The following is a 19505-nucleotide window of genomic DNA, read 5'->3' on the forward strand; positions in this document are numbered from 1 at the left end:
CATGCCGGGCCCGTTCCGTTAGACTGCGGAGGCAGGCGGTCATCTCGGGATGGATCCGGTTCGCCGCCGGAGCCGCCACTGTGCGGAAGATCCCGGTTCAAGTCCGGGCCAGTCGACGTTCGCGTCGGCTAGTAGCTCAATGGCAGAGCGTCCGCTCTTAACGAACCGCGTCTCGGCCGGCACGCAACTCGGCGGCAGTCATGGCCAGATCGCGGTAGTAAGTCAAGGCATGTCCCTGCAGTCGCCGCACGACCCGGTCGTGCTCGGGGCCGGTCGAGCCGTCACCGGCCGCGACGGCGTTGAACCGCCGCAGGCCGACCACCGTCGAGTCGCGGTAGTCACGGGCGATCACCTGCGCCCACTGACCGCGCGAGAGGGCGCTCCGGACTCGCGCGTTGATCTCATGGGCGGATTCCTTCGTCACCGCCAAGGTCGCCATGACCTCGGGCCAGCCCAGTGTCGGCAGCACATCCACCTTGGTGTACGTGAAGGGGCGCCCGGCCAGGTCTTCCCAGCGGGCCTTTGCCGCTGGAGGCAGGTTCTTCCACACCTTCACCAGTTCGTCGTCGACCTTGCCCGCGCCGTGCATCATCGTGTTGCGCAGCTTCAGAATGAACGCCAGCAGGTGGTCCGCCGTGGTCTTGTGCGCGCCGAATCTCAGCGCCTTGTGCAGCAAGGGCACGGGCCACCAGTTGGGCTCCTTGTCATGGTGCTTGATCACGCCCTGGAAGTGCCGGCACTCCACGACCGTCCCGACGCACAACTCGATGTGCAGCGCCACGACCTGAGGTATGGCGAGAAACGCCATGTCGGTCGCCGCCGACTCGAAGATCTTCCTTGCTTCGGCGGCCGTGACATCGAGCCGCTCCGTGAGCGGCACGGCGCTGAGCAGCGAACGGGCCCTGCTCTCCGGATCCGGTGCCTGGTCCAGTTCCCGCCGCGCATGGTTCGCCCCCACCGACAGGGCCAGGATGCTGTTGTTCGACCGCTTCTGCATCGCCTGCCACGTCCGAAACGCACGGTACTGAATCAAACCGTCCCCCTGGCCACAAGTGTCCGCACAGCATAGGGCCGACGGCCCCGCCCCAGCGGACCCGCCCCGCTTCGAACCACCCTGCCCGCCGAGGGGAGGCGTGCGGCGGAAAGTCTTTTCTGCGGGCTCCGGCCGCGTGAGGACCTGTCTACGCTATGACCCGCGGCCGCCGCATGATCGTTTGTGTCACACCGATGAGCAACGGTGGTTGCACCCCTGTCGCATCGGCCCCTGCGAACGCGAGGAGACCACCTGTGCAGGCCGCAGCATACGAAGCACTGCTCATCGGAGGCCGTTCCGGAGTCGGCAAGTCCACGGTGGGCTGGGAGATCTCCGCGCAACTGCAAGGCCTGCGCGTCGCCCACTGCCTGATCGAGGGCGACAACCTGGACCAGGCTTTTCCCGCCCCGGCCGACGACCCCGCCCGCACGAGGATGACCGAGGCGAACCTCGCCGCCATCTGGAGCAACTACGCCGCTCTGGGGTACCGCAGGCTGATCTACACCAACACCGTCTCCGTTCTGGAACCCGACCTCATCGCCCGCGCCATGGGCGGCACACCCCGCATCACCGCGGTCCTTCTGACCGCCGACGACGCAACCGCCCGGCAGCGCCTGGGCATGCGCGAGATCGGAAGCCAACTCGACGCCCACGTCACCCGCAGCACTGCCATGGCCCAACACCTGGAAGCCACCGCGCCCCCATGGGTCGCACGAGTACCCACCGACGGCCGCTCCGTCACCGACATCGCCCGCGATGCCATCGCGGCGACGAACTGGTCATCCCCATCGGCACAGACCGCCGAGCGCGATCCGCGACTGGAGTACTGAAGGCTGCCGGCCGGCGAAGGCCCCACCGACGCGGCTGCGGCTGTGCCACGCCTGTTCAACGACTCCTTGCCGCGGCCGGGACCGGCACGCCGGACCATGCGCCGCTGCCCGCAAGGGGGTTCGGGAGGGACGTGAGCCCGAGCAGGCCCGTGGTGGCCTCGGTCGCGAGGCGTTGCCACTGGCGGGCCCGGCGCATCATGGTGTGGCCTCCGTACGGCATGCGAAGGCCGTAGGCATCCGCCCCGGCGGCCTGGGCGCGGGTGAGGTAGGACCAGGTGTCCCCGGCCCGGGTGATCCGGTCGCTCTCGTCGTGGAGGGCGATCACCGTGCGGCCCGCCAGATGGGAGGCGGGCTCGCCCGGCGGGCACCAGGGGGCCAGCGCGATCACACCCCTCACCTGCGGATCGGCGGCCGCCCGGAGAGCGGCCCGGGCTCCCATGGAGTGACCGACGAGCACCACGGGGACGAGGCCCGCGGCCTCGTACAGCTCGTTCAGCGCACGGTGGGTGTCCGCGACGGGATGGGCGTGTCGGCCGTTCCAGCCGCGGTGGCGGTAACGGACACGGCCCACGAGTACGCCCTCGTGGGCAACCGCCCGGTGGATGCTCGTGGCGAAGGGCTTCATGCGGAGCGCCGGGAGGTTGAGCGCCGCCGGGGGCTCCAGTGCGTCGGCGCGCCCGCCGTGGAGCAGGAGGACCGCCGCCCGGGCGCGCCGCGCGGAGCGGCGGCCGCCGGCGAGTACGAGAGAGGCGGTGTCGGCGGTGCCGTTCGAGTGATCGGGGAATGACATCTCGTGGTCCCAACGCGTCGGAGGCGGTGGAGCGGCGCCCTCGTGGGCCCGCCGGCCACCGCTCGGTTCTCGTCCGGGACTCTACGGTCACGCATGACGTCTCCGGGGTCCCGTCCGTACACCCGTAGTTCGTTGCGGCATGCGATGCGGATGGGTCTGCCCGCCCGGTGCGGGCGGGCCGCCGTCGTAGTCCGTGATCAGAGCGCGTGGAATTCCCGCCGAAGCTCGGTGAATCCGCGCTCCTCGCGGCTGGGGTGGACGCGGTTGGTGAGCAGGAGCGCGTAGCGGCCGGCCGCGGGGTCGATCCACAGGCTCGTGCCGGTGAATCCCGTATGACCGTACGAAGCCGGCCCGAAGGTGTCGCCCACCGGCGAGCCGGCCGGGTCCTGCCCCTGCCAGGCCAGTGCGCGGCGGAGATTGAGGTGGTCCGTGCGCGGGGCGGTCATCAGCCCGAGGGTGTCCGGCTCCAGGAGCGGGGGACCGCCGCCCAGCAGACTGAGTGCGATGCGTTCCAGGTCCGCGAGGGTGGAGAAGAGCCCCGCGTGTCCGGCGACGCCGCCGAGCACCACGGCGTTCTCGTCGTGCACCTCGCCGACGACGGTCCGGCCGCGCCAGGGGCAGGCTTCGGTGGCCACCGCGCGTTCCCGGTCGGCGGGGGCCGGGCGGAAACGGGTGTCGGTGAGGCCGAGGGGCGCGCACACGAGCTCGTTCATCAGCTCGTCCAGGCCCCGGCCCGTGGCCCGTTCGGCGATGAGGCCGAGCAGGATGAAGCCCTGGGAGGAGTACGTGACCCGGGTTCCCGGTTCGGCGTTGCGGGGCAGTGTGCCGAGGGCCGTGAGCAGGGACTCACGGGTCGGGTGGTCGCGGTAGAGCGGTACCCCGCCCGGCAGCCCCGAGGTGTGGTCGAGGAGTTGGGCGATCGTACGGGGAGCGTGCGGGCCGTTCGCGTAGCGGGCCAGATGCTGTCCGACGGTGTCCCCGAGGCGCAGCTCGCCCCGGTCGACCAGGGCCATGACGACCAGGCCCACCAATGGTTTGGTCACGGACGCGAGGTCCCACAGGTCGTTGCCGTCCAGTGCGGCCCCACCGTGTGCCCGGGTGCCCGTCCAGCCGCGGTCCCGCGGCCCGTCCGCGTCGCCGAGCGACCAGGCGGCACCGGAGTAGAGGCCGCGTTTCCGCCCGGCCTCCAGCAGCCGGCGCCGGGCGGACGCCCGTGCCTCGGCGCTCGTCGCGCCGCCCGGGTCCGGGGCAGTTCCTCGCGCGCCGACGGGCGTCGCCACATTCCGGTCCGCGCTCACCGGGCCACCTCCGCCTCGTCGTCCCCACCGGTTCTGCTCACGCCGGGACCTGTATCGCGTTCGGGGCCCGGGACCACTCCGAGCCGTGCGCCGGCCTGCGCGGCCAGGCCCGCCGAGACCGCGGCGGCGGCCGACCGCACCATCGGCCCGTACAGCCGCGCCGATGCCTCGTCGAGCGTGAAGGGGAGGCCGGAGAGCACGACGGCCCCCACCGCGCGGCCGGTCGCGTCCCGCACCGCTGCGGCGAGCGCGCGGCGGTCCGGCCAGGCATCGGCGCCGTCGAAGGCGTAGCCGTCCCGGGCCGCGGCGGACATGACCGCGCGGGTCGCCTCGTCGGCGGGTGCGCCGTCGGGGCCGGTGGACAGCGCTTCGCTCTCCTCGGCCGGCAGAGCCGCCAGCAGGGCGAGGCCCGCCGCTCCCGCGGTCAGCGGTTCACGGAAGCCGGGGCCCAGGTCGAGGCCGAAGTCCTGCGCCGGAGCCCGGACGTCCAGATGGATGACCGCGCGGTCGTCGCGGACGACGTACGAGGCGAACAGCCCGGTCCGCGAGCGGAGTTCATCCAGGAGCGGCCCGGCCCGGCGCAGCGCGGCGTCGTCGGCGAGCGCGCCCGCGGCCAGGCCGAGGAGCCGGGGTCCCGGTCGGTAGCTGCCGCCCGGACCCGCCTCGGCGTAACCCGACGAGGCCAGGGCGCGCAGCAGTCGGTGCACCGTCGGCTTGGCCAGCCCCGTACTCCGGGCGAGGTCCGCGAGGCGGTGCGGCGCACCCGCCTTCGCGAGGGCCGTCAGGACTTCCATCGCCTTGTCCACCGGGCCGGGCGCGGGCGGTGCGATATCCGCTTCGGCGGCGCCGACGGGCGCCGCGGCGGAGGTCTGCTTCTGCGAACGACTGTTGACCGGTTTCCCCATGTGGCCTACCTTACCCGAACTGCATTCCATTCACCGGAACGAGTGTGTTGTCCAATGGAACGAATACGTGAAGGGGGAGGCGGCCCGGGCCTCGGGTGCTCCCGCCGTTCGGTGTTGCGGCTGGGCGGCCTCGCGGTGCCCGCGCTCGCCGCGCCCGCCCTGCTGACCGGGTGCGGAGCCCCGTCGGCGGCCTCGGCCGGCAACGTGCTGCGGGTGTCCCAGACCGGGGACCCGAAGACGATGGACCCCCACAAGCAGGGCGACATGACGTCGATGAACGCCCTGATCAACATGTTCGACACGCTGACCACGCGGGGCCGCGACAACTCGCTCCAGCCCCGGATCGCCCTGTCCTGGAAGGCCGTTGAGCCCAAGGTGTGGCGGTTCGAGCTGCGCCGGGGTGTCACCTTCCACAACGGGGAACCGTGCGACGCCGAAGCCGTCCGCTTCAGCATCGAGCGGCTGCTCGACCCCGCGACGAAGTCGCCCATCGTGGAGCTGCGTTACGTCGAAGGCGTCAAGGTCGTCGACGCGTACACGGTCGATGTGCGCACCTCGGTCCACGACCCGATCCTCCCCGCGAAGCTGTCCCTGTTCGGCGGCGTCGTGGTACCTCCGCGCTACCTCGCGAAGGTCGGCGACGAGGGCTTCGCCGCACACCCGGTGGGCACCGGCCCGTTCACGTTCCGGCACTGGCAGCGCGACCACGAACTGCGCCTCGCCGCCTTCGAGCACCACTGGCACGGCCGCCCGCACGTCGACGAGCTGGTCTTCGTACCCGCCCCCAACTCCTCTTCCGCGCTGGCCGCGTTGCAGAGCGGGGGCGTCGACATCGTGGCGGGCATGACCCCGGACGCGGCGCAGCAGCTGGCCGGCTACCCGGGCGTGCGGATCGGCCATCACACCGGCATCCGCACCTCGTACCTCTCACTCGACACCCTCACCGAGGGGCCACTGCGCGACCGGCGCGTACGGCAGGCGCTCAACCACGCCATCGACGTGCCCCTGCTCATCAAGGCCGTGCTCGGCGGGAAGGCCACCGAGGTCCCCGCGATGATCCCGCGCGGCGCCTTCGGTTTCGACAAGTCCGTAAAGCCCTTCGAGCGTTCGCTCACCAAGGCCCGCGCGCTGCTGGCCGAGGCGGGGCACCCCGACGGCATCAGCACCTCGATCACCGCGTCCAACCTGGACGCGAACGTGGCCGAGGCCATCGCCGGCCTGCTGGCCCGCGCCGGTGTCCGGGCCAGGGTGAACCTGCTCGACCCGGGCACGTACTCGCAGCGCCTGACCTCGTCCAACCACGGCGCGCTCGGCCCCGTCTATCTGGCCGCGTCCACCGTCTGGACCATGGACGGCGAGAGCATGCTCCAGTCGAACGTGCGCAGCGACCGCCGGCAGAGCCGCTGGCACCACAAGCGCGCCGACCGGCTCGTGGACCGCGAGGAACTGTCCGTGGACCCGTCCGTGCGCCGTCGCGCCTTCTCCGAACTCCAGCAACTGATCAAGGACGAGGCGCCCTTCGTGCCCCTCTACCAGATCGACAACATCTACGTGCACAACACCCGGCCGAGCTGGACGCCCGGCGCCGCAGGGGTGCTGGACATGGCGAGCGCGAAGGTGGCCGTGTGATGAGCCAGATCCTGACCGCACCCGGCGTACGGCTCTCCGGCCCCAGCCGTGCCTGGACCGTGCTGCGGCCCGCCGCCTCCCGGCTCGGCACCGCACTCCTGGTCCTGCTGTGCACCGCCACCGTCGTGTTCTTCCTGGTACGCCTCTCCGGCGACCCGGTGAAGGTGATGTTGCCCCCCGACGCCACCGCCCAGCAGGAGACCGTGCTGCGCCACAGCCTGGGACTGGACCGGCCGCTGCTCACGCAGTACCTGGACTACCTGTGGGGCCTGCCGCGCTTCGACTTCGGCGACTCCCTCTTCTACAACCAGCCGGTCCGCGCGGTCCTGGCCGACCGCATCCCCGCGACGCTGCTGCTCGCGGCGGGCGCCCTCGTGGTGACGCTGGTGATCGCCCTGCCCGCGGGCACGATCGCGGCCATGCGGCGCGGCAAGGCCGCCGACCGCGGAGTCATCACGGCCGTCCTGATCGGTCAGTCGACCCCCGCCTTCTGGGTGGGCATCCTGCTCATCCTGGTGTTCGCCGTCGGCCTGCACGCGCTGCCCGCCTCCGGATACGGCACCTTCGCCCACCTCGTCCTGCCCTCGGTCACCCTGGCCGTGTACTCCGTCGCCGTCGTCGCGCGACTGCTGCGGTCCTCGCTGATCGACGTGCTCGGCTCCGACCACATCCGTACGGCCCGCGCCCGCGGCCTGGGACCGGTGCGCACCGTGCTCCGGCACGGACTGCGCAACGCCTCGCTGCCCGTGGTGACGGTCGTCGGCCTGGAGATCGGCAGCCTGCTCGGCGGCGCGATCCTCACCGAACAGGTCTTCTCCTGGCCCGGCGTCGGCCAGCTCACCGTACAAGCCATCGCCAACCGCGACTTCCCCCTGGTGCAGGGCACCGTGCTGCTGTTCGCCGCCACCTTCGTCGTGGTCAACCTGCTCGTGGACCTGTCCTACGGCCTCCTCGACCCGAGGGTGAGGAACTCCCGATGACCACCACCGCCCCCACCGCCCTCCCCACCGCCCCCGCTCCCGCCACGGCCCAGCCCTCCGTGCTGCGCTCGCTGCTCCGCAACCGGCTCGCCGCCGTCGCGCTCGTCTTCCTCCTCCTGATCGTCGTGTGCGCGCTCTTCGCACCCCTGATCGCGCCCGCCGACCCGGCCGCCCAGAACCTCCTCGGCAGGCTCCAGCCCCCCGCCTGGCAGTCCGGGGGCGACAGCGCCCATCTGCTCGGCACCGACCAGCTCGGCCGCGACCTGCTCTCCCGTGTCGTCTACGGCACCCGGGTCTCCCTGCTCGTCGGTGCGGGCGCGGCCCTGCTCGCCGGTGTCATCGGCACCGTCGCCGGCCTCGCCTCCGGCTACCTCGGCGGCTGGACCGACCGGGTCGTGATGCGGTTCGCCGACGTCCAGCTCGCCTTCCCCGCGATCCTGCTGGCGCTCGCAGTCGTCGGCTTCGTCGGCTCGGGCCTCGGCTACGTCATCCTCGTGATCGGCGTCACCGGCTGGGTGTCGTACGCCCGGGTGGTGCGCTCCGAAGTCCTGTCGCTGCGCACCCGCGACTTCGTCACCGAGGCCCGCGCGATCGGCGTCGGCGACCTGGCCATCATGCGGCGCCACCTGCTGCCCAACGTGATGGCACCGCTGGCCACCATCGGCACGCTGCACATCGCGTCCGCCGTCGTCGCCGAGGCATCGCTCAGCTACCTGGGCCTCGGCGTCCCCAAGGAGACGGTGACCTGGGGCGGCATGCTCGCCGACGGACAGCTCTACCTCGGCACGTCCTGGTGGATCGCCGTCTTCCCCGGCATCGCCCTGATGCTCACCTCGCTCTCCATCAACATCCTGGGCGACGCGCTGCGCGACGTCGCGGACCCGAAGGCGTACCGCCGATGACCCACCCCGAACAGACCCCGCCGGCCGCCCCCGTCCTCGAATTCCGGGACCTCCGCGTCGACTTCGCGCTCGCCTCCTCGACCGTGCACGCCGTGCGCGGAGTGAACTTCTCGGTCGCCGCCGGAGAGACCCTGGCCGTCGTCGGCGAGTCCGGCAGCGGCAAGTCGGCCACCGCCCTGTCCGCGCTGCGGCTGAACCCGGAACCGCCGTGCGTGTACGCGGGGGGCCAGGTGCTGCTCGACGGCCGGGACGTACTCGCCCTGCGCGAGAAGGAACTCCGCAAGATCCGCGGGGCCCGGATATCCATGGTCTTCCAGGACCCGATGACCAGCCTCGACCCCCTGCAGCGGGTGGGGGACCAGGTGGCCGAGGTGCTGCGGCTGCACGGCGACCACACCCGGGCCGAGGCGCGCCGGGCCGCGCTGACCGCGCTCGACGAGGTCGGCATCCCGGACCCCGAGCGGCGCTACGGCCAGTACCCGCACGAGCTCTCCGGCGGTCTGCGCCAACGCGTCATGATCGCCTCCGCACTCGTGGCCCGTCCCCGCGTCCTCATCGCGGACGAGCCCACCACCGCGCTCGACGTGACGGTGCAGCGGCAGATCCTGGAGCTCCTCGTTCGGCTCCAGCGACGCCACGGCATGGCCGTCCTGCTCATCACCCACGACCTGGGCGTCGTCGCCGAGACGGCCGACCGCGTCGTCGTCATGCGGCACGGCGAGGTCGTCGAGACCGGAGACGTCGAACAGGTCTTCACCCGCCCCGCCGCCGCGTACACCCGCGAGCTGCTGGCCGCCACCCCTCGACTGGAGCCCGTCGTATGACCACGACCCCGCTGCTGGAGATCGAAGGACTGCGCAAGGAATTCCCCGGCCGGCCCCCGAGCGTCGCCGTCGACGACGTCTCCCTCACCGTCCGGGAAGGCGAAACCTACGCCCTGGTCGGCGAGTCCGGCTGCGGCAAGACGACGCTCACCAGGCTGCTGCTGCGACTGCTGGAACCCACCGCGGGCAGCGTACGGTTCGACGGCACGGACCTCCTCGCCCTGAACGGGGCGGCGCTGCGGCCCCTGCGCCGGCAGATGCAGGTCGTCCTCCAGGACCCGTACTCCAGCATGAACCCGCGGCTGCGGATCGCCGACATCATCGGGGAACCCCTCGTCACCCACGAGGAGTGGGCGCGCGGACGGCGGGGCCGGGCGAAGGTACGCGGCCGGGCCGGGGAACTCCTCGACGCCGTCGGCCTGGACGCGGGCATCCTCGACCGGTATCCGCACGAGTTCTCCGGCGGGCAGCGCCAGCGCATCTCCATCGCACGGGCCCTGGCACTCGAACCCCGTCTGGTCGTGCTCGACGAACCGACGAGCGCGCTGGACGTCTCCGTGCAGGCCCGCGTCCTCGACCTGCTCGCCGACCTCCAGGAACGCCTCGGTCTGACCTACTTCTTCATCTCGCACAACCTGGCCGTGGTACGGCAGATCGCCGACCGGGTGGCGGTCATGCGGCAGGGCCGCATCGTCGAGTCCGGCACCGCGGACCAGGTGTTCACCGCACCCGCGGACGCGTACACCCGGCGCCTCCTGGACGCCGTGCCCATTCCGGAACCCGGCCGCCGGATCCTCGGGGGAGTCGGCGCGTGACACACGCCCTAGGCCCCCGACAGGACCAGCCCCGCCGCCCCCAGCAGCGTGCCCGTGTCCGCGGCCTCACCCAGGAGCACGGTGGGGAGCTCGCCGCCGCCGAGCGCGTCGGCGCGCAGCCGCGACTCGACCAGGGCCCGGAACGGCTCGCCCCCGTCCAGGGCCTCGCCGTGCAGCACGAACAGGCCGCACGCGAACAGCTGCTGGACGGTGGCGAGGCCCAGCACCAGATTCTCCGCGTACCGCTCGACAAGACGGGCGGCGGCCGGTGCGTCGGACGCGACCAGGGCCGCCAGGGTGGCCGCACTCCCCGAGAAGCCGTGCTCGGCGGCGCGCTCACGCAGCCAGCGGGTCGTCGCCACGGTCTTCCAGCAGCCGCGCCGCCCGCAGGTGCAGAACTCCCCGCTCGCGGTGACCGTCATATGGGCGCCGCTGCGACCGCCGGCCGGAGCCAGCACCTCCCCTTCGTAGAGGATGCCGACGCCCAGCACGTCGCCGGTCGCGACAGAGGCGAACGAGCGCCGGCCGCGCCCCGCACCGAACCAGCGGTCACCGAGGACCTGCACACGCGCCCGGTGCTCGACCCGCACCGGTGCTCCCGCCAGGTCCGCGAGCCGGTCCGCCACCGGGTGGCCGCGCAGCGCCGGGGCGTCGTTCACCTCGATGATCCGGCCGGCCACCGGGTCCACCACACCGGCCGCCGCCACGCCCACGCCGAGCAGGGACTGCCCGTCGAAGACCGCCGCGGCCTCGCGCAGCGCCGCGTCCACGAGGGACGGGTCCGAGCCGGCCGGGTCGAAGCGGGCCTCCGTCCGCGCGCGCACGGCTCCGGCACGGGTGAGCAGCGCGGCACGCACCAGACCGGGCAGCACCTCGACGGCGCCCAGCACACCGCCGTCCCGACCGGCCGGCTCGTCCGGCCGCGGATCGGGAACCAACCGCAAAGGAATACGTTCATGCGCCATGCGCCGACTCTGTCATGCCCCCGGACCGGGGAGACAGCGGCATGACCCACCGCAATCTCACCGAGACCACCTGGCGCGAGACACGGGCGGCGGCGCCCGAGGCGATCGCCGTCCTGCCGATCGGCTCGCAGGAGCAGCACGCCGAGCACCTGCCGATGGGCACCGACACCATGCTCGCCGACGCCGTGGTCTCCCGGGCCCTGACCCTGCTCGACGAGCGGGCCGCCACCGGCGAGGCCGTGCCCACTCTCGTACGCCTGCCGACCCTGCCGTACGGACACAGCCCGCACCATCTGTTCGCGGCGGCGCTCACACTGTCGGCGCCCGTGCTCGGCATGGTGCTCGACGAGCTCCTCGACTCACTGGCCGCCTGCGGCTACCGCCGGGTCCTCGTCGTCAACGGCCACGGGGGCAACGACGAGATCATGCGGCTCGCGGTCAAGCGCTTCGCGCTGCGCGCCGAGGTGACGGCCGCCGCGTGCTCGTACTGGACGCTCACCGACACCGGTGAGCCCGAAGAGGGCGAGGAGGACCCGGACGGGTTGGTGCCCGGACACGCCGGCTGGTTCGAGACGTCGCTGATGCTCGCCGCGCAGCCGGCGCTGGTACGGGCCGAGCGGGCCGGGCACGCGCCGGTCGAGCCCCCGCCCCTCTTCGACAAGCCGCCCTACCCCGGGCTGACCGTGGAGCGGCACGGCGAGTGGGAGCGGGTGGGCGGCGCCACGGACGACGCGGCCGGAGCCGACGCCGAGCACGGCGAACGCCTGCTCGACCGGCGCGCCCGCGGCCTGGCCCGCGCCGTACTCGCCTTCGACGCCGCGTCGCGCCCCCGCGCGTGACCCCCACCACCCCACACGAGGAAGTGCTCATGAAGATCACCGAGGTCGACGTCCACGTCGTCAACCTGCCCCTGGTCAACCCGTTCACCAGCTCCTTCGAGACGAAGACCGGCGAGACGCGCACCGTGGTGCGCATCAGGACCGACTCAGGCGTGGAGGGCTGGGGCGAGACGATGTGGGGCCGTCCGGTCGCCGCGATCGTCCGCGACCTGGCCGAGGACCTGATCGGCACCAGCCCCTTCGCGCTGGAGGCCTTCCACCGCCGCCACCACATGGTGCCTTTCTTCTACGGCTACCTGGGGTACGCGGCTCTCGCCGCGATCGACGTCGCCTGCTGGGACGCCATGGGCAAGATCACCGGTCAGTCGGTCACCGACCTGCTGGGCGGCCCGGTCCGCGCCGAGGTGCCGCTGACCGCCCTGGTCACCCGCGCCGACGCCCCCGGAGCCGGGGCCGGGGACCTGCCGCGCGCCCTGGCCGAGCACGCCGAGCGCGTGGTCGCCGAGGGCGGCTTCACGGCCGTGAAGCTCAAGGGCACCAAGGACGTCCAGGGCGACGTCGCGATCCTGCGCGCCGTGCGCGCCGCGCTTCCCGAGGTCGACCTGCGCGTCGACCCGAACGCCGCCTGGTCGGTCCCGGACTCGATCCGGGCCGGCATCGCGCTGGAGGAACTGGACCTGGAGTACCTGGAGGACCCGTGCGTCGGGATCGAGGGCATGAGCCAGGTCCGCCAGAAGATACGCATCCCGCTGTGCACCAACATGTGTGTGGTCCGGTTCGAGGACTTCGCGCCCGCGATGCGGCTGAACGCCGTCGACGTGATCCACGGTGACGTCTACAAGTGGGGCGGCATCTCCGCCACGAAGGCGCTGGCCGCGCACTGCGAGACGTTCGGCCTCGGCATGAACCTGCACAGCGGCGGCGAACTCGGCATCGCCACCGCGGCACACCTCGCGGTCGTCGCCAGCACCCCGGTGCTGTCCCGCGCCATCGACTCCATGTACTACCTGCACGCCGACGACATCATCGAGCCGCTCACGCTGTCCGACGGCAGCCTGCGGGTCCCGGACGGACCCGGCCTCGGGGTCACCGTCGACGAGGACAAGCTCCGCCACTACGCGGGGGTCAACGCCGCGGAAGGAGACCTCACCAAGTGACGGCCGACCCTTCCCGCACCCCGCGCCACGCCGTCACCACGGCCGGGGCACCGGCCCCGATCGGCGGCTACAGCCAGGGCATCGCCGCGGGCCCGTACCTCTTCACCTCCGGCTTCGGCCCCCAGGACCCGGCCACCGGCGAACTGGGGGACACCATCGAGGAGCAGACCCGCCAGGTCCTGGCCAACGTGAGCGCGCTCCTCGCCGCCGACGGTCTCACACTCGACGACGTGGTCAAGGCGACCGTCCACCTCCAGGACGTGCACCGCGACTTCGCCGGCTTCGACCGCGTGTACCGGGAGCACTTCAGCGAGCCGAGGCCGGTGCGCACCACGGTCGGCTCCCGGCTGATGGGCATCCTCGTGGAGATCGACGTGGTGGCGCTGCGCCGCGCTTCCTGACCGCGGGTACGCGTCCGGGCCGGCCCGTCCGACGGCGAGCCGGCCCGGACCCCGGTGACTCCCCGGGGTGCGTCATGACGTCGGTGGCGGGTCGTCGCTCGGTGGCTCAGGCGTCGTCCTCGCGCACGTTCCAGAGCGCCAGCAGTTCCGGCCACTGCGGTGCGGGGCCGGTCAGCGGAGTCGCGGCCGGGGCGCGCAGGGCCGACAGGGTGAGGTCGAGGTAGCGGGTCCGCAGCTGGTCCACGCGTTCCGGGGACGATCATGGTCTGCATCCGTGCGTACGAACCGACGGAGACGAGGCAGGGCTGCCAGATTCAGCATGTGGAGAGGAGCGGCAGGGGCCGGATGCGCCGTCAGTGCTGTCGTCTAGGTTCTCTTCGTCGGGCCCGAGAGGCGGGCCGGCGTATCGGGAGGACTCGTCGCCGTGAGCATCCACATGCACCTGCGAGCCGTCGCGGAATCCGAGATCCGGGACGACCACACCTGGCTCACGGCGTTCATGTGGGAGGCCTGGGAGAACCACCCCGACGAGTGCGCGGCGGGCATCGCCGAGTCGCTGGACAAGGTCTGGGACTCCGTCAATGACCTCTACGCCGCTGCCGGTGCCCTTGACGCGGATGCCGACGAGTCCCGGGGCCTGCCGATCTACGGCGGGCGGCCGGTGGCACACAGTGCCGGTGCCGATCCCTCCAACCCGCCGCTGGGGATTCTGGATCCACGTGGCGTGTCACGGGCCGCGAGCTTCCTCGCACGTGTCTCATTCGACGAGCTGTGGAACGCCGCCGGTGCCCGGCTCGGCTGGACCGGCTGGGACGAGGCGCAGGTCAGGCAGGAGTTCCTCGACTACCACGACGGCCTCCGAGGGTTCTTCGGGCGGGCGGCTGCGGCAGGTCATGCCGTCGTCCGGGTCGTGTGGGCTTGAGACGTGCCGGCGCATAGGGTCGCCGCATGGTTGAACGGGATTGGGCAGACGTGCGGAAGCGGATTCTGGGGCTGAGTGCGCTCCCGGCGAGCCAGAACGTGTTCGGGGCACTCGGTCATCGGTGGGCGCTCGAGGCTCCGCTCGGCGAGGACGAGATCGTAGATCTGGAGGGCCAGATAGGCGTCCGACTGCCTTCGGAGTACCGGGACTTCCTCGCCATGGTCGCCGCCGGGGGCGCGGGGCCGTCCTATGGCGTCTTTCCCGTGCGACGCGTTCAGGGTCGTTGGCGCTGGGAGGGCGACGGTGCCGACCTGGCCGATCTGTCCAGGCTCGCGGAGCCGTTCCCCGGCACCGGCCTGGACCCAGAGGTCTACGAACAACTGCTGGCCGAGTGTCCGGAGGAGGAGGACTTCGAGGAGATCGAGGACTTCGACACCGCCATGGAGACGTGGGACGAACGATGGGAAGCCGTCATGTTCGCCCCCGAACGCACCACCGGCGCCGTCGTGATCTGCCACCACGGCTGTGCCCAGCGTGACTGGCTGGTCCTCAGCGGCTCCCACCGCGGCACTGTGTGGTCTGATCCCCGCGTGGATGACGCGGACCTCAAGCCTCTTGTCGACGCCGAGGGAAGGCCCTTGACCTTCGGTGGCTGGTTCGCCAACTGGCTGGACAAGGCCGAGCACGATGTTCGGCAAGCCTCGCTGGGCTCCTGAAGCTGAAGTAGGTGCCGGGCACCGCCGCCGTGCGCAGGCCCCCGCTGCGCGCGGCCGGCCTGGGGTCGACCCGAACGTGCGCGCCGAGCGCACGGCCGGGCTGCCCAGGTGGTCGGCGCGTCGATCAGTCAGCGGCAACGGTCGGGGGAGCGGTAGCGGCGGAATCGCGGATGCCCAGGCGCAGGTGTTCCACGTGGAACAGGGCCTGGTCAAGGAGTTCGGCCACGTGGTTGTCGTAGAGGGCGTAGACGATGGAGCGTCCGTGTCGTTCGCCGGTGACCAGGCCCAGGTTGCGCAGCAGGCGCAGCTGGTGGGAGCAGGCGGAGGCCTCCATGCCGACCGCCTCGGCGAGATCGCTCACCGAGCACGGACCCTCCTGGAGCCGGGCCAGGATGTGCAGCCGTGAGGGCGTGGCGAGGGCCTGGAGGGTGGCGGCGACATCGGCGGCCCCGACCGCGTCCAGGCGCTCGCGCGTGGTGGCGTTGCTGTCCCTGCCGGTTCCGTGGCCCATCAGGCCATCATACTGATGAAACATGAAGACCTATTCATGTATTCATGTATGGTGAGGGTGTCGCCCCGCTCCACCCCAGTCCGCCCTGAAGGGTTGTTCGGCATGTCCTCTGTCCTCGACCAACGGCCCGCACCGCCCGCCGCCGGGCCGCGGCCGGCGGCTCCGCGGCGCCGCACGCGGGTGCTGGCGTTGCCCGAGGCCCGGTGGGCGCTGGCGTCGCTGGTTCTGTTCCTCCTCGCGCTGCCCCTCCACCTCGCGGGCGGACCGTCCTGGCTCTGGGGCGCGCTGTTCGCCGCCACCTACATCACAGGCGGGTGGGAGCCGGGGTGGGAGGGGCTGAAGGCCCTGAAGGACAAGGCCTTGGACGTGGACCTGCTCATGGTCGTCGCCGCGCTCGGCGCCGCCGCCCTCGGGCAGGTCCTCGACGGGGCGCTGCTGATCGTCATCTTCGCGACCTCGGGCGCCCTGGAGGCGGTCGCGACCGCCCGCACCGCCGACTCGGTGCGCGGGCTCCTCGACCTCGCGCCCACCACCGCAACCCGCCTCCTGCCCGGCGGGGGAGAAGAGACGGTGCCCGCCGACTCCCTCGCAGTGGGCGACACCGTCCTGGTGCGGCCCGGTGAGCGGATCGGTGCCGACGGACAGGTGATCGACGGGGCCTCGGACGTCGATCAGGCCACCATTACCGGCGAGCCCCTGCCCGCCGCCAAGCGGGCCGGGGACGAGGTGTTCGCCGGCACCGTCAACGGCACCGGCGCCCTGCGAGTCCGAGTCGAGCGGGATCCCTCCGACTCGGTCATCGCGCGGATCGTGAGGATGGTCGAGGAAGCCTCCGAGACCAAAGCCCCCACCCAGTTGTTCATCGAGAAGATCGAGCAGCGGTACTCGATCGGCATGGTCGTCGCCACCCTCGCCGTCTTCGCCGCCCCGCTCGCCTTTGGCGCCGAGCTCTCCTCGGCCCTGCTGCGGGCGATGACGTTCATGATCGTTGCCTCGCCCTGCGCGGTGGTGCTGTCCACGATGCCGCCGCTGCTGTCCGCGATCGCCAACGCCGGCCGCCACGGTGTCCTGGCGAAGTCCGCCGTCGTCATGGAACGCCTCGGGCAGGTCGACGCGGCAGCCCTGGACAAGACCGGCACCCTGACCGAGGGCACGCCCCGCGTCACCGACACCCGCCCCGCACCCGCCTCCGGCCTCGACGGGGACGAGCTGCTGGCGCTGGCCGCAGCCGCCGAGCACCCCAGCGAGCACCCAGTGGCCCGCGCCGTCGTCGCCGCGGCCCGCGAACGCGGCCTCACCCCCGCCGAAGCCACCGGCTTCACCTCCGAGCCCGGTGTCGGTGTCACCGCCACCGTGGGCGGCCGCACCGTCCAGGTCGGCGCGCCAACCCGGCTCGCCACTACGGGGGATGAGGCGAGCGGCAACTTGGTGCGGGCCCTCGAGGACCGGGGCCGTACCGCAGTCCTCGTTCTGCGCGACGGTGCACCGGTCGGGGTGCTGGGCATCTCCGACCGGCTCCGTCCCGACGCGAGGACCACCGTCGCCGCCCTCGCCGCCCTGACCGGCCGCACACCGGTCCTGCTGACCGGTGACAACGAGCGCGCGGGCCGCCACCTGGCCGCCGAGGTCGGCATCACCGACGTCCGCGCCGGGCTCCTCCCGCAGGACAAGGCCGCCACCGTCCAGGGCTGGGAGGCCGAGGGACGCAAGGTCCTGGTCATCGGCGACGGTGTCAACGACGCCCCCGCCCTGGCCGCCGCCCACACCGGCATCGCCATGGGCAAGGCCGGCTCCGACCTCGCCCTGGAAACCGCCGACGCCGTTGTCGTCCGCGACGAACTCGCCACCATTCCCGCCCTCGTCGGCCTCTCCCGGCAGGCCCGCCGCCTCGTCATCCAGAACCTGGTCATCGCCGGGACCTTCATCACCGTCCTCGTCGCCTGGGACCTGATCGGCACGCTCCCGCTGCCGCTCGGCGTCGCCGGCCACGAAGGCTCCACCGTCCTCGTCGCCCTCAACGGCCTGCGCCTCCTGCGTGAGCGCGCCTGGACCAACCCCCTCCCGAAGGGGACCGGGTGAGCCGTCGCACTCGCCGGGACAGCACGGCCGCGCCGAGCGGTGCGGCACGCTGCACCGTCACCGTCTGCAGGGGATGCTGCTGCGGCACCGTGGCCAAAGTGCCCCGCCTCGACCACGAAGCCCAGCTCACCGACCTGCGCAGCACTCTGTCCGGCATCGCGGCCATCCGGCGCACCGACTGCCTCGACGCGTGCGAGCGCGCCAACGTCGTCGTCATCCAACCCTCCGCCGAAGGACGCAAGGCGGGAGGCAGGCCGGTCTGGCTCGGTCAGGTCAACGACCCCGGTGCCGCCGCCGACATCGCCGCCTGGGTCCGCGAGGGCGGCCCCGGCCTGGCCGAGCCGCCCGCCGTCCTCGACCTGTACGCCTTCCAGCCCTCCCGCCGCGTCCGCGCCGAGCTCCACGACGAGTAGAGACCGCCCGCCGACGCCACGATCCCGTCCCCGAGGCCGGGCGAGTCCCGTGCCGTTCAGGTCGATCCCCTATCGTGCCCGCGCACCGTGGAACCTGTCCGCGAGCGCATCCGGCAAGGAGAGCACCGTGAGCAGTACGCCCCCACCCGCAGCCGGGCTGCCGGACGAACTTCAGCGGCGCCTGGGCGTACCGGACGCGGTGACGATCGGTCTCGGATCGATGATCGGCGCCGGGATCTTCGCCGCCCTGGCACCGGCCGCTCGCGCCGCGGGCTCCGGCCTGCTGCTCGGCCTGACCCTGGCCGCGGTTGTCGCCTACTGCAACGCCACGTCCTCCGCCCGGCTCGCCGCCCTCTACCCGGCCTCGGGCGGCACCTACGTCTACGGGCGGGAGCGCCTGGGCGAGTTCTGGGGCTACCTCGCCGGCTGGGCGTTCGTAGTGGGCAAGACCGCCTCCTGCGCGGCCATGGCCCTGACCGTGGGCACCTACCTCTGGCCCGGCCAGGCCCACGTGGTCGCGGTTGCCGCCGTGGTGGCCCTGACCGCCGTCAACTACACCGGCGTCCAGAAGTCCGCCCTGCTCACCCGCGTCATCGTGGCCGTCGTCCTCGCGGTCCTCGTCGCACTCGTGGCCACCTCCCTGACCTCCGGCGCCGTGGACGCGGCGCGCCTGGACATCGGTGCGGACGCGACGGCGGGCGGGGTACTCCAGGCGGCCGGACTGCTGTTCTTCGCGTTCGCCGGCTACGCCCGCATCGCCACCCTCGGCGAAGAGGTCCGCGACCCGGCCCGCACCATCCCGCGCGCCATCCCGATCGCGCTCGGCGTCACCCTCGTCGTCTACGCCGTCGTCGCCGTCTCCGGCCTGCTCGTCCTGGGTCCGGACGGTCTCGCTGCCGCCGGGGCCCCGCTGACGGAGGCCGCGCGCGCCGCCGACGCCGGCTGGCTCGTCCCTGTCGTACGCGTCGGCGCCGCCGTCGCCGCCCTCGGCTCCCTGCTCGCCCTCATCCTCGGCGTCTCCCGCACCACCCTGGCCATGGCCCGCGACCACCACCTTCCCCACGCCCTGGCAGCCGTGCACCCGGAGTTCAAGGTCCCCCACCGCGCCGAACTCCTCGTCGGCGCCATCGTCGCCATCGCGGCCGCCACCACGGACGTCCGCGGAGCGATCGGGTTCTCCTCCTTCGGCGTCCTGGCCTACTACGCCATCGCCAACGCCTCGGCCTGGACCCTGACCCCGGCCGAAGGACGCCCGGCCCGCATCATCCCCGTAGCCGGTCTGGCCGGCTGCCTCGTCCTGGCCTTCGCCCTTCCGCTGTCCTGCGTCGTCATCGGAGCCGCCGTACTCCTCGTCGGAGCCGCCGCGTACGCAACGCGCCGTCTCATGACCCACCGCCGGTAGGAACGCACCGCACCGCTGGCTCCCGGCGCCCGCCCCGGCCGACAACGGAGTGCCGCCTGCCCGACCGGCTGCGGATGCCCGGTCTGCCCGGGCT

The 19505-nt window shown here is 72.5% G+C and carries 21 protein-coding genes; 14 read left to right on the plus strand and 7 right to left on the minus strand.

What is annotated here, in order from left to right; genetic code table 11:
* Positions 1–157: 157 nt before the first annotated feature.
* Positions 158–1033, minus strand: a complete 876-nt coding sequence (locus tag AB0L33_RS04745; protein WP_365677687.1) for a hypothetical protein — start codon at positions 1031–1033, stop codon at positions 158–160.
* Between the two features lie 254 nt (positions 1034–1287).
* On the opposite strand from AB0L33_RS04745, the gene AB0L33_RS04750 reads away from it, so the two are divergent.
* On the plus strand, positions 1288–1863 hold the full coding sequence (locus AB0L33_RS04750; protein ID WP_365677688.1) for a hypothetical protein: 576 nt from the start codon (positions 1288–1290) through the stop codon (positions 1861–1863).
* Between the two features lie 55 nt (positions 1864–1918).
* On the opposite strand, the gene AB0L33_RS04755 is transcribed toward AB0L33_RS04750, so the two are convergent.
* From AB0L33_RS04755 to AB0L33_RS04765, 3 genes are all read right to left on the minus strand, one after another.
* Complete coding sequence (locus AB0L33_RS04755) at positions 1919–2653, minus strand: alpha/beta fold hydrolase (RefSeq protein ID WP_365677689.1); 735 nt, start codon at positions 2651–2653, stop codon at positions 1919–1921.
* Positions 2654–2850: 197 nt separating this feature from the next.
* On the minus strand, positions 2851–3846 hold the full coding sequence (locus AB0L33_RS04760; protein WP_365677912.1) for a serine hydrolase domain-containing protein: 996 nt from the start codon (positions 3844–3846) through the stop codon (positions 2851–2853).
* 101 nt (positions 3847–3947) lie between these two features.
* Entirely contained in the window at positions 3948–4856 is a 909-nt protein-coding gene (locus AB0L33_RS04765) for a helix-turn-helix domain-containing protein (RefSeq protein WP_365677691.1), read from the minus strand.
* 54 nt (positions 4857–4910) lie between these two features.
* On the opposite strand from AB0L33_RS04765, the gene AB0L33_RS04770 reads away from it, so the two are divergent.
* The 5 genes from AB0L33_RS04770 to AB0L33_RS04790 are packed head-to-tail and all read left to right on the plus strand — an operon-like array spanning position 4911 to position 10006.
* Entirely contained in the window at positions 4911–6485 is a 1575-nt protein-coding gene (locus AB0L33_RS04770) for an ABC transporter substrate-binding protein (protein WP_365677692.1), read from the plus strand.
* Positions 6485–7465 carry an ABC transporter permease gene (locus AB0L33_RS04775; protein ID WP_365677693.1) on the plus strand — a complete coding sequence of 327 codons (981 nt, stop codon included), beginning with the start codon at positions 6485–6487 and terminating at the stop codon, positions 7463–7465. Before AB0L33_RS04770 ends, AB0L33_RS04775 begins: the two co-directional genes overlap by 1 nt.
* Complete coding sequence (locus AB0L33_RS04780; protein WP_365677694.1) at positions 7462–8367, plus strand: ABC transporter permease; 906 nt, start codon at positions 7462–7464, stop codon at positions 8365–8367. Before AB0L33_RS04775 ends, AB0L33_RS04780 begins: the two co-directional genes overlap by 4 nt.
* Positions 8364–9191 (plus strand): ABC transporter ATP-binding protein, encoded by an 828-nt coding sequence (locus AB0L33_RS04785; protein ID WP_365677695.1) that lies wholly within the window; start codon positions 8364–8366, stop codon positions 9189–9191. Before AB0L33_RS04780 ends, AB0L33_RS04785 begins: the two co-directional genes overlap by 4 nt.
* Entirely contained in the window at positions 9188–10006 is an 819-nt protein-coding gene (locus tag AB0L33_RS04790) for an ATP-binding cassette domain-containing protein (RefSeq protein ID WP_365677696.1), read from the plus strand. The genes AB0L33_RS04785 and AB0L33_RS04790 overlap by 4 nt, the downstream gene beginning before the upstream one ends.
* Positions 10007–10014: 8 nt before the next feature.
* On the opposite strand, the gene AB0L33_RS04795 is transcribed toward AB0L33_RS04790, so the two are convergent.
* Positions 10015–10971, minus strand: coding sequence for an ROK family protein (locus AB0L33_RS04795; protein WP_365677697.1), 957 nt, complete (start codon positions 10969–10971; stop codon positions 10015–10017).
* Positions 10972–11012: 41 nt separating this feature from the next.
* Here AB0L33_RS04795 and AB0L33_RS04800 point away from each other — a divergent pair, with 41 nt between their 5' ends.
* Genes AB0L33_RS04800 through AB0L33_RS04810 form a run of 3 tightly spaced genes read left to right on the plus strand, consistent with a single transcriptional unit; the run spans position 11013 to position 13368 of the window.
* Positions 11013–11810: a creatininase family protein gene (locus AB0L33_RS04800; protein ID WP_365677698.1), complete on the plus strand. Its 798-nt coding sequence runs from the start codon at positions 11013–11015 to the stop codon at positions 11808–11810.
* Positions 11811–11839: 29 nt separating this feature from the next.
* Positions 11840–12967 (plus strand): enolase C-terminal domain-like protein, encoded by a 1128-nt coding sequence (locus AB0L33_RS04805; RefSeq protein ID WP_365677699.1) that lies wholly within the window; start codon positions 11840–11842, stop codon positions 12965–12967.
* On the plus strand, positions 12964–13368 hold the full coding sequence (locus tag AB0L33_RS04810) for a Rid family hydrolase (RefSeq protein ID WP_365677700.1): 405 nt from the start codon (positions 12964–12966) through the stop codon (positions 13366–13368). The genes AB0L33_RS04805 and AB0L33_RS04810 overlap by 4 nt, the downstream gene beginning before the upstream one ends.
* A 106-nt stretch (positions 13369–13474) precedes the next feature.
* Here AB0L33_RS04810 and AB0L33_RS04815 read toward each other — a convergent pair whose 3' ends face one another.
* Entirely contained in the window at positions 13475–13612 is a 138-nt protein-coding gene (locus AB0L33_RS04815; protein WP_365677701.1) for a hypothetical protein, read from the minus strand.
* 180 nt (positions 13613–13792) lie between these two features.
* Between AB0L33_RS04815 and AB0L33_RS04820 the strand changes: the two genes are divergently transcribed.
* The gene (locus tag AB0L33_RS04820) at positions 13793–14290 is read left to right on the plus strand and encodes a DUF1877 family protein (protein WP_365677702.1); all 498 of its coding nucleotides are present in this window, start codon (positions 13793–13795) and stop codon (positions 14288–14290) included.
* A 26-nt stretch (positions 14291–14316) separates the two neighbouring features.
* The gene (locus tag AB0L33_RS04825; protein WP_365677703.1) at positions 14317–15006 is read left to right on the plus strand and encodes an SMI1/KNR4 family protein; all 690 of its coding nucleotides are present in this window, start codon (positions 14317–14319) and stop codon (positions 15004–15006) included.
* Between the two features lie 124 nt (positions 15007–15130).
* On the opposite strand, the gene AB0L33_RS04830 is transcribed toward AB0L33_RS04825, so the two are convergent.
* On the minus strand, positions 15131–15517 hold the full coding sequence (locus AB0L33_RS04830; protein WP_365677704.1) for a metalloregulator ArsR/SmtB family transcription factor: 387 nt from the start codon (positions 15515–15517) through the stop codon (positions 15131–15133).
* Between the two features lie 102 nt (positions 15518–15619).
* On the opposite strand from AB0L33_RS04830, the gene AB0L33_RS04835 reads away from it, so the two are divergent.
* The 3 genes from AB0L33_RS04835 to AB0L33_RS04845 all read left to right on the plus strand — a co-directional run bounded on the left by AB0L33_RS04835 (position 15620) and on the right by AB0L33_RS04845 (position 19411).
* Positions 15620–17596, plus strand: coding sequence for a heavy metal translocating P-type ATPase (locus AB0L33_RS04835; RefSeq protein WP_365677705.1), 1977 nt, complete (start codon positions 15620–15622; stop codon positions 17594–17596).
* Positions 17593–18009, plus strand: a complete 417-nt coding sequence (locus tag AB0L33_RS04840) for a (2Fe-2S) ferredoxin domain-containing protein (protein ID WP_365677706.1) — start codon at positions 17593–17595, stop codon at positions 18007–18009. Before AB0L33_RS04835 ends, AB0L33_RS04840 begins: the two co-directional genes overlap by 4 nt.
* 127 nt (positions 18010–18136) lie before the next feature.
* Positions 18137–19411 carry an APC family permease gene (locus AB0L33_RS04845; RefSeq protein WP_365677707.1) on the plus strand — a complete coding sequence of 425 codons (1275 nt, stop codon included), beginning with the start codon at positions 18137–18139 and terminating at the stop codon, positions 19409–19411.
* Positions 19412–19505: the final 94 nt, after the last annotated feature.

It is taken from the genome of Streptomyces sp. NPDC052299 (assembly GCF_040679335.1).
GTDB lineage: Bacteria > Actinomycetota > Actinomycetes > Streptomycetales > Streptomycetaceae > Streptomyces.